This is a genomic window from Myxacorys sp. (assembly GCF_059501405.1).
The window spans coordinates 34,840-48,395 of record NZ_JCACCM010000195.1 but is presented as its reverse complement, the minus strand read 5'-3'; the positions used below and the strand labels follow the sequence as shown (position 1 = coordinate 48,395).

Annotated in this window: 11 protein-coding genes; 2 read left to right on the top strand and 9 right to left on the bottom strand. The window is 47.7% G+C overall.

Translation table 11 applies throughout. From position 1 onward, the window contains the following. Positions 1-14: 14 nt before the first annotated feature. The 5 genes from hepA to AC5I6P_RS28120 all read right to left on the bottom strand — a co-directional run bounded on the left by hepA (position 15) and on the right by AC5I6P_RS28120 (position 8,445). Complete coding sequence (gene hepA / locus AC5I6P_RS28140) at positions 15-1,868, bottom strand: heterocyst formation ABC transporter subunit HepA (protein WP_495697092.1); 1,854 nt, start codon at positions 1,866-1,868, stop codon at positions 15-17. Positions 1,869-2,001: 133 nt separating this feature from the next. Then, positions 2,002-2,952: a heterocyst development glycosyltransferase HepC gene (gene hepC, locus AC5I6P_RS28135; RefSeq protein ID WP_495697091.1), complete on the bottom strand. Its 951-nt coding sequence runs from the start codon at positions 2,950-2,952 to the stop codon at positions 2,002-2,004. Between the two features lie 815 nt (positions 2,953-3,767). After that, on the bottom strand, positions 3,768-5,990 hold the full coding sequence (locus AC5I6P_RS28130) for a GumC family protein (protein ID WP_495697090.1): 2,223 nt from the start codon (positions 5,988-5,990) through the stop codon (positions 3,768-3,770). Between the two features lie 79 nt (positions 5,991-6,069). Continuing rightward, positions 6,070-7,158: a glycosyltransferase gene (locus AC5I6P_RS28125; RefSeq protein ID WP_495697089.1), complete on the bottom strand. Its 1,089-nt coding sequence runs from the start codon at positions 7,156-7,158 to the stop codon at positions 6,070-6,072. 771 nt (positions 7,159-7,929) lie between these two features. Next, positions 7,930-8,445, bottom strand: a complete 516-nt coding sequence (locus AC5I6P_RS28120; protein ID WP_495697088.1) for a phosphoribosyltransferase — start codon at positions 8,443-8,445, stop codon at positions 7,930-7,932. 102 nt (positions 8,446-8,547) lie between these two features. Here AC5I6P_RS28120 and AC5I6P_RS28115 point away from each other — a divergent pair, with 102 nt between their 5' ends. Further along, positions 8,548-9,978: an MFS transporter gene (locus AC5I6P_RS28115; protein WP_495697087.1), complete on the top strand. Its 1,431-nt coding sequence runs from the start codon at positions 8,548-8,550 to the stop codon at positions 9,976-9,978. Between the two features lie 215 nt (positions 9,979-10,193). On the opposite strand, the gene AC5I6P_RS28110 is transcribed toward AC5I6P_RS28115, so the two are convergent. From AC5I6P_RS28110 to AC5I6P_RS28095, 4 genes are all read right to left on the bottom strand, one after another. Continuing rightward, positions 10,194-10,442 carry a type II toxin-antitoxin system HicA family toxin gene (locus tag AC5I6P_RS28110; RefSeq protein ID WP_495697086.1) on the bottom strand — a complete coding sequence of 83 codons (249 nt, stop codon included), beginning with the start codon at positions 10,440-10,442 and terminating at the stop codon, positions 10,194-10,196. Then, complete coding sequence (locus tag AC5I6P_RS28105) at positions 10,439-10,648, bottom strand: 2-oxoisovalerate dehydrogenase (RefSeq protein WP_495697085.1); 210 nt, start codon at positions 10,646-10,648, stop codon at positions 10,439-10,441. Before AC5I6P_RS28105 ends, AC5I6P_RS28110 begins: the two co-directional genes overlap by 4 nt. Before the next feature lie 26 nt (positions 10,649-10,674). Further along, on the bottom strand, positions 10,675-12,783 hold the full coding sequence (locus AC5I6P_RS28100; protein ID WP_495697084.1) for an NACHT domain-containing protein: 2,109 nt from the start codon (positions 12,781-12,783) through the stop codon (positions 10,675-10,677). Positions 12,784-12,869: 86 nt separating this feature from the next. After that, positions 12,870-13,121, bottom strand: coding sequence for a hypothetical protein (locus tag AC5I6P_RS28095; protein ID WP_495697083.1), 252 nt, complete (start codon positions 13,119-13,121; stop codon positions 12,870-12,872). 104 nt (positions 13,122-13,225) lie between these two features. Between AC5I6P_RS28095 and AC5I6P_RS28090 the strand changes: the two genes are divergently transcribed. After that, on the top strand, positions 13,226-13,489 hold the full coding sequence (locus AC5I6P_RS28090; RefSeq protein ID WP_495697082.1) for a hypothetical protein: 264 nt from the start codon (positions 13,226-13,228) through the stop codon (positions 13,487-13,489). Positions 13,490-13,556 lie beyond the last annotated feature (67 nt).

Genomic DNA, 13,556 nt, shown 5'->3' with positions numbered 1-13,556 from the left:
CCCTCGCTCAATCTTTAACCCTTAACCCTCGTTTCGTGCTGCATCTGATGATAATTCCACAGCCGACCCCGGAGGTTAAGCAGCTCTTGGTAGGTTCCCTGTTCTGCAATTTGACCCTGCTCTAGCACGACAACTTTATCTGCCCGGACAATGGTCGAGAGTCGATGCGCGATCGCAATCACCGTCCTGCCTTCAGACAACTGCTCTAGCGATTCCTGAATCAGCCGCTCCGAGACAGAATCGAGGGCGCTGGTGGCTTCATCGAGAATCAGAATTTCTGGATCGCGCAAGAGGGCGCGGGCGATGGCTAAGCGCTGCCGTTGTCCTCCAGAAAGCCGAACTCCGCGATCGCCGAGTGGCGTTTCAAACTGCTCTGGCAAATCTAGAATAAACTCCAGCGCGTTAGCTTGCTGAGCAGCTTTCCAAACCATCTCGTCGGTCACGTCGTCTAGTCCATACGCAATGTTGTAGCGTACCGACGCATTGAACACAAACGTATCCTGACTGACGATCGCCATCTTGCGCCGCAGAGATTTGATCGCAAACGATCGCACGTCTACGCCGTCAAACAATACCTGTCCAAGGGTGGGATCATAAAATCGGGGAATCAAGTCTACAAGAGTTGTTTTTCCAGCTCCCGACCCTCCCACAATTGCCGTCATTTTGCCTTTAGGAATGGTCAAGGTCACGTCCTTTAAAACCACTTGACCAGGTGCGTAGCCGAACTCGACAGCAACCAAATCGATCGCCCACTCCAAGCTCGTGTACTCGCGATCGCCATCTTGAAAGTAAGGCTTATTATCCTCGCGTAGCACTTCACTAATATTGGCAAATGCTCCACTATAACTGCTTAATTGAGCGCGATTCCCATTGATTTCGTGCAACGCTGGAACCAAACGGAACAACAGAAACAGAAACGTTAAGAGAGAAGCCGTCTGCAACGTTCCATTCGCAACAAACACCGTAATCGCCAGAATGATCATGCTAATCAAAACAGTCGTCGCTAACCCTTCTGCCATGGGTCGCACGATCGCCCAGCGTCGCGCCGCTTTCATTCCGGTTTTCAAGACGTTAGAACTCGCTTGATAGAAGCGCTTCCGCTCATAGTCCTGGGTGGCAAACGCTTGCACGGTGCGAATTCCGTTGACAAACTCCAGCGCGATCGTGGTGAACTTTCCACTAGCCGCCGTGACTGCAAAACTGCTCTCTCGCACTCGTCGGTTGAGTTTTGTTAGCCCAGCAATCACCAGCCCAAATAGCACAACCGATACAATCGTCAACTTCCAGGAGATGGCAAACAGCAAGAAGGTATAGACCAGTAGCGTTAGCCCTTTGGTGACGATGTATGCCAACAATCCAAAGGCGATTTGAATCTTGCCAATTTCTCCGGTGAGGGTATTGATCAGTTCGCCAGAATGAGTTTGGCCAAAGTAGCTGAGGTTTACCGCTTGCAGACGCTCAAACGTTTGCTTGCGCAAGCGATCGATCAGCTTTTGCTGGGATAGTTCAGTATAAATTTGGGTTAAGTAGTTAAACGCCGCTCGAATCCAGGTTGCAGATAGAATCAGAGCAGAAATTCGGTAAAGCTGCTCGGTTTTAGAGCGATCAATGCCAAGAATCTGCACATCGAACCAATCAATTCCCGTCTCGAACGGGAGAGCGGATGGGTCTCCCACCAGACTTTGCAAAAACGCTAGCAGTAATCCGAATCCAAATCCTTCAAACGCGGCTGACGCCAATGCAAAGGTAACTGCTGCGGTGACCACCCAGGGGAAGTGTTTAAACTCTCGTAGAATTAGGCGATTTTCTCGCCAAACGCTAGTTGATTTCAACACACTCCTCATCACATTGGGAAGCTTCGATCGCATGAACAGGCATACCTCTTAATTATTAGCTCTTAGGGTCAACGGGCAATCTGAGAATAAGAATATACGCGACTAGATCATTCCTAATATAGGCGCATTGACAGCCACCGTGCGTCCATCACTTAGCGTACTAAACTTAGTAGGCTCCGAATCCAGATAACACCTTAGGAACTGTCCGCAGCAGAATTTTCAAATCTCCGCTAAATGACCAGTTGCGAAGATACTCCAGATCTCGACGGTTGACGCTATCGAGATCGAGCAGCGTTGATCGAGCTTCGACTTGCCAAGCCCCTGTAATTCCGGGAAGTGCATTGAGCCGCGATCGCATGTCTGGGCGAATCCGAACGGCATCGTAAAGGGCCCAAGGGCGAGGTCCGACCAAGCTCATTTCGCCGCGCAACACGTTGAACAACTGAGGCAGTTCGTCTAGGCTATAACGGCGCAGCCACCGACCTAAGGGCGTGATGCGCGGATCGTCTTCGCGTTTGTGCAAGCAATTTTTGGCTTGACCTGCCATGACTTGGTGATGATGCTGTTCAGCGTTCACAGCCATTGTACGGAACTTCATCACCCGAAACAGTTTGCCTCGCTGCCCCACGCGCCACTGCTGAAAGAAAAGAGGACCTGGCGTATAAAGGCGCATCAGAACAATAATGGTCAGAATCACGGGACTGAGCAGGATTACCATCAAGGCAGCTATGCCCCAATCCAGCAGTCGCTTCAGCCACCAAAGATGATTAGACTGAGGAAGCTGTGCGGCTGTCGGGAGACGCAGATGAATCGCCTTGTTCGCCGCCTCGCACGCATCTGCCCACACCCGGATGTCTGCTTCGTCCAAGCTGGAGTCCACGCGTACTAACCGCACGGGTGAACGCTTCAAACGCTCAGCAATTTGAAATGGGTCTGAAGACACGGAAAGACAGCATAGCGGGTGGAGCTGCTTCGCAGTTTCCCCTTGAGGAAACCGCAACACCAGTAGCTGCTTTTGCCGCCAGTAGAGAACATATGCAGATGAATGAGGACTTCGCCGCCTCTCACGAGGAAATCGGTCTTCCTGCACGACACGAGGATTGAAAGAAGTTGTCATGGGTATTCGACTGTAAATCACTAAATAGAGCCAAGCGTGCGAACTAAAACTAAGCCAACTACGCTAGAAATTTGATGATTTCCTCTACATAATTTTGTCCCAACACTTAGGTGATCACTTTAGGTGATTGTTAGAGCCGTTTAACCATCATTTGAATAACATTTGAATCATCGAATAACCTTGAGTAACTCTAATATAGAGGGTCAATCAGGAAAGGACTCTTCAGAAAGTTAGATTCATTAATTTAAGTTTAAGTCTAGCCGTTTCAATTTCAAAATGAGTCCTTTGTCTGAAATCTGAGTAGTAATAATTGCACCCTATATAGATAGTTGTCCAAATCATCACTTAGTGGGATAGGTATGAAAAATTGCTTTGCTTTCAAGAGCGGATAGTCGAGAACTAGGAGCGCCTTGGGGAGCGGAATTTCAACCTAGTCAGCACTTTAGAAGTATTAATCCAGATCTGTGGTTACTCATATTCATAACTTCTAAGCTATTAATTTATCTGATTAGTGAGAAAACAGATTGTTTCAGTACTAAGATACGAACAATCTGCGTGTACTTTAAAGCACAAAGGCGGAGTTAAAAAGCGATTCTGACGACTTAATTAAACTGTTCAAGGTTAAAAAAAACAGCTATTTTTGCATAGGCGACAATAACCATATTCACGTCTTGACATCTATCTGAATACGGATATGCTTTAATAATTCAAATGACGGACTTAAAATAATTTGTGTAGAACAACCGCGCGATCGCACTTCACAGATTTCTCTTAGAGCGATCGCGCAGATTAGAAAGAGCTAGCGAGAGTGACGATCAGGCAATGCGATCGTAGTAATAATTGCTAGGGTTACTTGCTCCATTGGCTACAATCCCCAGCAGATTTAAACGGCTCAGCGTATTTGCTGCTTCTGTGACCTCGTGACGAGTCACACGACCCATTCGACCTACCAACAGTGCCCCATCACAGAACGATGCTGCCAAAATTGCATCCACAATCCCCAAAGTTGGTGGCGCGTCTACAATCACCAAGTCATAGCTCTGCTCAAACATGCTCATCAAGTCGCGCATCCGTTTTGAGCTGAGCAGTTTGACAGAATCCGTCGGAGTTGGGCCAGCTGTGAGTACCGATATGGGCAGGTCACTATAAGTATTGGCATTTTGTACCGCGTTTGTGCCTAAGAAGCGATCGCTCATCAGGAGGGTCGAAAGTCCTTGCTCGTTGGGCAAATCTAACTGTTTGTGGAGTCCCGGACGACGCAGATCCGCGTCGATCAGCAGCACTCGTTGATGCAGCCGCGCAGCGCTAATCGCTAGTCCTAGTGCCACCGTTGATTTTCCTTCTCCTGCCAAGGCAGACGTAATCACCAACGAATTGATCGGTGCACCGTCCGTGATTAGTTGCAGGTTTTTGTAAATCAAATCTAACGATTCTCGGAACGGTGCCCAGTGCAAGACCTGCATCGTGGATGGGTCGAGTACGTCCGATTGTCGGAACGATAGACTACGAGATCCTAACGTTACTTCGGGTAATGGCAGTTCTGGAACCAGCCCCAGCAGAGGTACAGGTAGCTGTTTGGTGAGATCTTCTGAGGTGCGGACTGAATCATCGGATGATTCGCGCATCAGCGCGGCAGCGCCGCCTAGCATTAAGCCCAATACGCCTCCTGCTAACAGGTTTTTCAGCCAGCTAGGACCCACTTTCTTGCCCAACTTCGGCTGCTCTAAAGTCTGCCAGTCATAGGCTCCACGAGCGATTTCTAACCCAAGCTCTTGCTTTGCCTTGAGTAACTGCTCTAGCGTTTCACGGTTAATTTTGACGTTTGGCTGTAAACGATTGAACTCTGCTAGCAGTGCTGGAAAGCGTTGGAGTTCGCCCTTGAGTTGAGCTTGGTTGACCGCCAAGGTGCGATCGCGAGCTTGAGCGGCAAGAAAGCTCACCTGAGCTTCGACTAATCCGCTCGCAAACTTGAGGTCGTTTTCTCCCAATTGCCCAATTGAGACTAGGTTTCCGCCAGCCGATGCCAGTGCCCCGGCATCTGCCCCTAACACTCGCTGCGCTTCTTGTCGAAGCAGCACAGCTTGCTGCTGACGCTGCTCTAGCAAGGTTTGAACAAAGGGCGTTTTCTCCGTAAAGCGCAGTTTTTGCTGCACCAATGCGACTTCGGTTTTCTGAATCTCATTCAGTAGGGCCTGATAGCGAGACGATTGACTTAACCGAGCCGCGATCGAGGCTTGACGCGGATCACGATTCAGTTGGCTCTGCAACGCTAAATACTGCGTTCGAGCCGACGCTAGGGCTGCTTGGTTGGTTTGCTGATCTTTCTGTAATGCAGCTAGCGACTCGATCAATGATTTCGACTGAAGTTCTGGATCAATGAGATCTTGCGACTTCCGAAATCGCTCCAAGGCAGATTCTGCCTGACTCACTCGCGTTTCAGCCTGCGGAATTTGCTCGTTGATAAAGGCCAATCCACGGGTCAAGCGCTGCTTTTGTTGAGACACGTTGTACTGCTCATACACCGTTTGTAGTGCCATTAAGACATCCCGCGTCTTGGCACGATTGTTATCGGTGTACGTTACTTGAAAAATACTAGTGTTGACCTTCTCGTTGCCCTTCTGCTCTTGAATCGTGGAGACGGCTAGCTTCTTCTGGAGTTTCTCAACGGTTAAATCTGAGTAGCGGGGTTTGAGACTGTCGATCGCGCGTTGCAGCAGTTGAGCGCTTCGCATGACGTTTAGCTGTGTAGCATTGTCAATCTCAACGTTGGGGTCAGCGTAAGAAAAACTTGGGTTCTCCGGCGATGCTTGTCGAGTGCGATAGTTAGAGTCCACCATCAGTTGCATGGTGCTGCGGTAGGTCGGTCTCATTACGAGCGTCACGCCTGCGGTTGCTGCTAACGTGGCAATCAGAATTCCTAGCACCCAGTTCCGTCGCCGCACCAGCACATTTAGCAGATGACCGTAGCCAGGTTCGGTCTCCACCTGCTGAGGCGGGGATGGATTTCCGTTATAGAACGTTAAATTACTCTGAGCCACGTTGGTTACTCCCTAGACTGAATGACGAAAACAGGACAATTACACCTTGATCCATATCACTTGACCGATATCACTCCAGTTACCCGGTGCTACATACCTCCCCAATGACGCGATCGACCGACTGAAAAAAGACTTCTTCAGAGAAGTGGCTGAGTGCGTGATTCCGAATGGTTTGGTAGTCCCAGTTAATAGTGCAAGCCTGTAAAAGCGCCCGATAGAGGGCGTGAGGGGTTTGCGATTTGAAGAAGACCCCGGTTTTGCCAGGAACTTGAGTATCTAGCACACCGCCTTCACCAAAGGCGATCACGGGCGTTCCGCTTGCGTTTGCCTCAATCGGCACTAACCCGTAATCTTCTAAAGCGGTCACGATCACAGAGCGAGACTTTGCGAGCAGCCACTTGCGATCGCTATCGCTCACATGTCCTAGAAACTGCACGTTCTTCATGGCTCGTGCTTGCAGGGCTTCCCGCTCAGGGCCGTCGCCTGTTATCAGCAGCGACCAGCCCAACCAGTTGAACGCTTCAACAATCACATCAATACGCTTGTAGCTCAGCAGCCGCGCTGACGCCAGATAAAAATCTTCCTTCTGGTCTGAGAAGGTGAACTGCTGACTATCGATCGGGTAGTTGATGACGATCGCTGGGCGCTTGTAGATTCGCTCAATCCGTCGGGCAACCGTGCTGGAGTTTGCGACATACAAATCGGGGCCTTGAGCATGGGCAAAATCCGCCTTTCGCATCAACCGAAAGATGCTTTCTAGAAGCGGATAAAAGCGACGGTAGGCACTGTATTCTCGCAAATACGTCTTGGTGTCCCACAGAAACCGTGTCACATTATGGCAGAAACAAATGTGCTTGGCGTCTGGGCGCTTTCTCACTGCCTTCGCAAAACTAGTCGTGCTGCTAATGATCAAATCGTAGTCTCGCAAATCCAAGGAACGAAAAGCGGAGTAATAGAAAGGAGCAAGCAGTTTGAAATACTGGGGTGCATGGGGGAGTCGCTGCAAATAGGTCGTGTGAACGACGCGATTGCCTAAATCAACCGATGACTGAGGATCATAAAGGGATGTAAAAACATCTGCATCAGGATAACGCTTGCAAAGTAGCTCGAACACTCGCTCTGCGCCACCTTTTTGTGTTAGGTAGTCATGGACTAAGGCTACTTTCATGACTGATGCAACAAGTAGAAGGGCTTCACCACAAGATCCGGATTTAGCAGAGCGGCTACTGTGCTAAGTCTCAGGCCCATCTTGAGCAGCGTTGCCCAAGCGTTGGATGAAAACCAGTTTGCTAACCCCAATTTGCTAACCCCAAGCGGTTGAAAACTACAAAAACACCCTGTAAATGCTAGTCAGCGTGTTATTACATGAATAACAGCAGCATCCTAGAACCTATCTACCGTAAAACTCTACAGAGTTATGAAGTCAGAGTTGATAGAGTCCAGCAAATTCATAAGAAGATTAAGGGCTGGGAAGACAGGCTTTCGGATTAGATCGTCACTTGGCTCTAATGACTATCAAAGAAGAACTGTAATTTTCTAACTGATGGGTGAGCATCTTCCAATTGGCAGATCTCTCTAGAGAAGGAGAACATGCCATGAGTCACAATATGAAGGATACGTGCATAAAGACCTAGTTCGCTATTCTACATATGGGAGTTGGACTCACTGTTAATGCGCGCGTCTAAGGAAATCGCAGGAGCAAGAGGTGTAATACAGTAGGCTCCGCTAGTAGCTCTCTTTAATGCTTGAGGAATTTGAACGCGACAAAGCAACTACTCATAAGCTTCAGCGAATTGGCACTTCATTTGCCGAACTTAAGTTGAACAAGTAGTAAAGAAAAGCGATAATTCAGAAATTTTAATAAGTATATTTACAGGGGTCTTGTTTCAACTAGTTCGGAGCTAGATGTTTAGGTAGTAGCGCTGATGAGTAAATCTGTTTAACCTTGAGCCGGCCATGACTGATCCAAATCTTTCGGCTCCATCTCCTCATACTTCTCAAACGGCTGGTGAATCCAAGGATTATCTGGCAAATACTCGACATAATAGTCGGGTTTGATGATGGAGCATTGCTTATACCACAGCACTGCTGTCTTAACTTCCTCAACGTAAACACCATATTGATGCTTGAGCCAAGGAATCGTCTTTTGCAACGTCACGCCCGAATCGACGAGATCATCGACGAGCAAGACCCGCGCTCCTAAATTTAGCGTTGTCATTGACAGTTCGCGCGAAAACACCAGCGCACTCCGCCCACGGCTGCCACCCCGATACGATGAGGTCGATAAGATCGCCAACGGCACACCGTAAATCCGTGCCAACACGTCTCCAACTCGTAGCCCTCCCTTAGCCAAACAGACAATTTGATCAAACTCCCAGCCAGAACGGTAGATCTGAGCCGCAAGTTTCTCAATGGTTTCGTGGTAATCAGACCAACTAACGAAAAGTTCGGGCATTGTGACAGCTAAAGATAAATAAGATTTAGAACGAACTGCGTGATCAGAAACAAAACTGAGGAAGATAATACAACTGATAACCCGGTTTCTACGACTCCTGTTATGAATAATTCTGCCGATCAACCCGGTGCAAAGAGCGAAAAATTAAGCTTTAGTACAAAATTGGCGTATGGCGCAGGGGATTTGGGCCCTGCCATTACAGCAAATATTTTAGGGGTCTTTCTACTGATCTTCTTCACGAATGTTGCCAACCTCAAACCTGGCATTGCAGGTAGCATTCTACTGATCAGCAAGATCTGGGATGCGATCAACGATCCGATCGTGGGCATGATGAGCGATCGCACTCGCAGCAGATGGGGGCGTCGCCATCCGTGGATGCTGTTTGGGGCAATTCCATTCGGTATTTTCTTTTTCTTGCAGTGGATTGTCCCTGATCTCGATCAGTGGGGATTGTTCTGGTACTACGTGGCAATCTCGATTATTTTCAATAGCTTCTATACGGCGGTCAACCTGCCATATACCGCTCTAACTCCTGAACTCACGCAAGATTACGATGAGCGCACCAGTCTTAATAGCTATCGCTTCGCTTTCTCTATTGGCGGCAGCATTCTCTCTCTTGTATTAGCACTCGTGATCTTTGGTGCATTTAAGAACGATCCGATCAAGCAGTATTGGATGCTCGGTGCAGTTTGTGCGGTTATCTCTGTATTGCCGTTGTATTGGTGTGTGTGGGGAACGCGCAAACGGGTTCGGGAAACAGAGCAGCAACGCCAAGCGGTGGCGACTGAGGAATCTTTGCCTTATCTTGAGCAACTCAAAATTGCGTTTTCTAACAAACCATTCTTGTACGTTATTGGAATCTACCTCTGCTCTTGGCTTGCGGTTCAGAATACGGTTTCGGTGATTCCGTATTTTGTCAAAAACTGGATGGGCTTGAATGACGCTGATTTTACCCAGGTGGTGATTGCTGTTCAGGTGACGGCATTAATTATGCTGTTTGTCTGGAGCGCAGTCAGCAAACGAGTTGGTAAGAAGGCTGTCTACTTCATGGGAATGACGGTCTGGATTATTGCTGAGATTGGGCTATTTACGTTGCAGCCCGGACAGATTGGCTGGATGTATGCCTTAGCTGTGTTGGCAGGCTTTGGAGTCTCGACTGCATATTTAGTTCCGTGGTCGATGATCCCAGATGTGATTGAGCTAGATGAATTGCAAACTGGACAGCGGCGCGAAGGAGTGTTTTACGGGTTTATGGTGCTGTTGCAGAAGGTGGCTCTGGCGCTTGGTCTGTTTATTGTGGGTTGGGTGCTACAACAGTCTGGATTTATTGAAAGTGGTGGTGGGCAACCTGCGCCGATTCAGCCTGCGTCGGCACTTTGGGCAATTCGGGTGTTGGTGGGTCCGGCTCCGTTGGTGGTGCTGCTGATTGGCTTGGTCTTGGCATATCTCTACCCAATTACGAAAGAAATTCATGCAGAGATTTTGCTTAAGCTTCAGGAGCGCAAACAGGAAAGGAGTGAAGGACACCTTTGATAACGCTTTGCAGTTCGGTATTGATCAGGTTTTGATATCGCGATCGCGGCTCACTGCAATCGCGGCTCATGCTTAGTAAACGGGTGGGTAAGGTCTGCGATCGTGTCACGGTTTTCTCGCTTCTAACTGCGATCGTGATTTCTATTGTGAGTCCTAATTTTTTGCTTGCCGTCTTAGCTAATCGTCATTTGTTGACAGACTGAGATTCGCTAATTTCATTTCCGAAATAGAGCTATGAGTAATTCATCGTGACTTAAGGCAACGTGTTCTGCTACATCTTTTTTGAGAATTGTAGCAAGTGTCCCAACTTTAAGAGCATCGTGGTTTGGAACAGTAATATGATGTTCACCGTTAAAACTGGTGGATAATCGCAAGTGGCTTCCGGTTTGATGATTGATTGTGTGATCAAATCTTTCTAGAAGTTTCGCCAGTTCTTTTCCAGAAAGATCTCGCGGGAGCTTCATGAGGCAATGACCTCATCTCGAATAAAGTGGAGACGGATCAATTTTGGGCGTGTTTGCTCGTTGGGGAAATGGCATCTGACGGCATCTCGAATTTCTTCTCGCAGGCGATCGAGATCATCTGCTTCTGTAAAAATGGATTCTCCTAGGGCACGGGCGATGTAGCCACCTTCGGGTGCATCTTCAATTAGAAATACAACTTCGCTCATGGTTTAAGCTCAAAATCGCAACTACTCTAATCATCGCGCATGGTTAGCATCCGAGACTCGATCGCATTCCACACCTGCGGCGACACACGCCCAGCATCTCTGCACTGCACTATTAATTCATTGGCATAAAGGTAATCTCTTAGAGAGAAGACCTCGCGCTGAGGCAAATCAACCCATTCTGGTGCTAAGCAAAGATAGTTGCACCAACTCTGCAAAATGATTTCAGTGATTTCTGAATATTCTTCAATAGATTTTTGTTTAGTAAATCTATCGTCCGGAATTATATCCTTCAAAATTCTTAGCTGTTCAAATAAAATTGAACTATCTGATTTGCGAAAGACCTTCGCTTTTTCAATTTCTTCAGCAAGCATATAAACAGTTTCAAGAAGTGCTTGAAAGGAGGTTTCACTAGTAGAAGTAGGAACAACAGAACGATAAATAATAAAATGCCCAGCTAATTCGTCTACAAACTTGAAAAGACGACCTAGCTTTCGAGAACTATCAAGTGCAGATACTAACTTAAGAGCAAGATTTTGATGATAAGTTTTATCATGTGAAAGAGCAATGAAAATAGCTACAGCACGGTTAGAAGCAGAATTGTAGTTATCTTCAGAATCAGCTGCGATTAAACTTGACCCAAGTACTAGACCATATAGATTTTCTGAACCCACTAACTTCCTAGTTTCACGTGCCATAAGCACTAGCAATTGATCTGCACTTCTCAGCGAACCTGAAACGAGCAGAAAAACTTCTCGCCAAGAGCGAGAAGTCAAATGTTGTTTTACAAGTTCTTCCAGTAATCCTTCTTCCACAATGTATTGTGCCGTGAGATACTCCTGAAAAGTCAAATGCGAGAACGAGTACTGATTTCTCGCCCGCTCTACTAAAATGCCTTGCTGAATTTGAATCGCCTTCAGAACGGCTTCTGCATCGAGATGCTTTGGTGCATTCAGAGTGCTTGTGAGAAAGGCTTTGATTTGCTTGGTTAGCTCTTTTTTCGAGAAGAATAGCTGCTGCTCAGACAAGCTTTTATAAGCGATCTCCGACAATAGAATCTGTTCATCTTCTAAACATAAATCGCGATAAATCGGATCGCGATGCACCCGTCGTTCTGTCGCCCAATTCTTCAGCCAGACTTCCAGCGCTTCCCCGTAAAGTGTTGCCCGTCGCTTTGGAAAGGTTAGCGACTCGCTATACACTGCACAAAGCAGCGTTAATAGCAGTGGCGTTTGCCCTAATTCCTTTGCAGCCGCGTACTCTGGGCTTTTTAAGGTCTCCCAACACTGATCCGCCAACTTCGGTTCGCGATGAAACCAGCGATCAATAAACGTTTTAATCTGGCGATCATCAAAATTCGCCATCGTCACATCTTTAAATCGTGGAAATCCCCCTTTGTATGCCGCAATCCGACACGACGTAATAAAGCGATTTTCATCATAGCGATCGACTAGATTTCCAATCTGCACGATCGCTCGATCGACGTGATGCGATGTCACTTCATCCAACCCATCCAGCAAAACGAGCAGCTTTCCTGCCGCTAACATCCGCTGTGTAAACGTTGCCGCTTCGGGAAATCCACACTCTTCAAACTCTGCTGCAATAAATTTCTCAATATCAGTCTGACTCGCATCAAACCGCTTTAGCTCCAAAAGCACTGGGATCACTTCATGGCGATAGCCCGATGTTTCCCACTTTAGCGCTTCGAGTCCGACCTTTTTCAGAAACGTCGATTTGCCAATTCCCGGACTGCCCAACACGACCAACCGAGGAAACTGATTCGCGACTGCAATTCCAGCTTGGCGCGTGGTCTTTTCAAACTGAAAGCCTCGCCCCAGTTCGCGAAACAGGTCTTCTAAATTTTCGTTGCTTTGGAAGTACCGAAGCTCGCGTGGTTCCAAAACCTGCACATCGGTATAGATTTCTTCGAGCCGCAGCGAATCATCCATCCGCAAGCACGCGTATTTCAGCGTGCAATGGCGTTCTTCATAAGTGCGAACATACTTTTCTATTGCGTTTCCAACTTGCTTCTGAAGCTGTTCTGTAATTTTCTCGCCCGATTGCTTCCAAACCGTGTCGATCACTAAACTAGTCAGCTTCTTAATGACTTCTAGCAAGATTGGATCGGGTGTCCACATAACTTGAGCAGCACTGCTGTAGAGGGTTCTCTCCTTTATACAGAACGATCGCGCCTCTTCCCCGACCCTTCAAGAAAATTTCCTCATCATTGCAGTTCCAAGCCCGAAACTCCGAGTTCAGATCTCGACACTCCGCCTTCCAATCTCGGCATTCCAAGCAAAAAGCCCGAAACTCCGCCTTCAACACCTGGAACTCCGCCTTCAAAGCCTGAAACTCCGCCTTCAACACCCGGAACGTCGAGCAAAAAGCCTGAAACTCCGCCTTCAAAGCCTGAAGTTCCGACCTCAGAACTTGGAACTCCGAGCAAAAAGCCCGAAACTCCGAGGTAGAAACGCATTGCTCTAACCATTGACTCTGCAAACTCTAACCCTTTACAGAGAACGCCACCCTAATTACTGCACTAGAGTTGTAACAAAACTATACAAATACAACTTTTTTGCCATGATCCCCAATTTATTACAAGCAACTAATGACTACTGGCGCAAGCTAAACGAGCTAGAAGCCGCTTACCAGCGAGGCGAAGTGTCGCTCGAAGAAGTAGATGCCAAAGTCGCCGTGTTAATCGCAGATCTCAACCAAGAGCGTCGAGAGTCTCTAGCGTTTGTCTTCAATGGGTTAAATTCTCTTTGGAACCAGCAGAAAGAAGTCGTCATTGGGCTGGGCCTAATCGGAATGCTCACCTATACCTGGATTGTGGTTAGTTAACGTAACCTCCATTTAGTTGAAAACAACCGCCTCACCCACTCATCCTTGGATAGATGACCTGACACAA

Bases quoted from the DNA above. Each gene is read 5' to 3' on its own strand.
- AC5I6P_RS28115 (WP_495697087.1), top strand. From the start codon at position 8,548: ATGAATAATTCTGCCGATCAACCCGGTGCAAAGAGCGAAAAATTAAGC.
- AC5I6P_RS28110 (WP_495697086.1), bottom strand. From the start codon at position 10,442: ATGAAGCTCCCGCGAGATCTTTCTGGAAAAGAACTGGCGAAACTTCTA.
- AC5I6P_RS28120 (WP_495697088.1), bottom strand. From the start codon at position 8,445: ATGCCCGAACTTTTCGTTAGTTGGTCTGATTACCACGAAACCATTGAG.
- AC5I6P_RS28095 (WP_495697083.1), bottom strand. From the start codon at position 13,121: ATGCGTTTCTACCTCGGAGTTTCGGGCTTTTTGCTCGGAGTTCCAAGT.
- AC5I6P_RS28105 (WP_495697085.1), bottom strand. From the start codon at position 10,648: ATGAGCGAAGTTGTATTTCTAATTGAAGATGCACCCGAAGGTGGCTAC.
- AC5I6P_RS28125 (WP_495697089.1), bottom strand. From the start codon at position 7,158: ATGAAAGTAGCCTTAGTCCATGACTACCTAACACAAAAAGGTGGCGCA.
- hepC (WP_495697091.1), bottom strand. From the start codon at position 2,952: ATGACAACTTCTTTCAATCCTCGTGTCGTGCAGGAAGACCGATTTCCT.
- AC5I6P_RS28090 (WP_495697082.1), top strand. From the start codon at position 13,226: ATGATCCCCAATTTATTACAAGCAACTAATGACTACTGGCGCAAGCTA.
- AC5I6P_RS28100 (WP_495697084.1), bottom strand. From the start codon at position 12,783: ATGTGGACACCCGATCCAATCTTGCTAGAAGTCATTAAGAAGCTGACT.
- hepA (WP_495697092.1), bottom strand. From the start codon at position 1,868: ATGCGATCGAAGCTTCCCAATGTGATGAGGAGTGTGTTGAAATCAACT.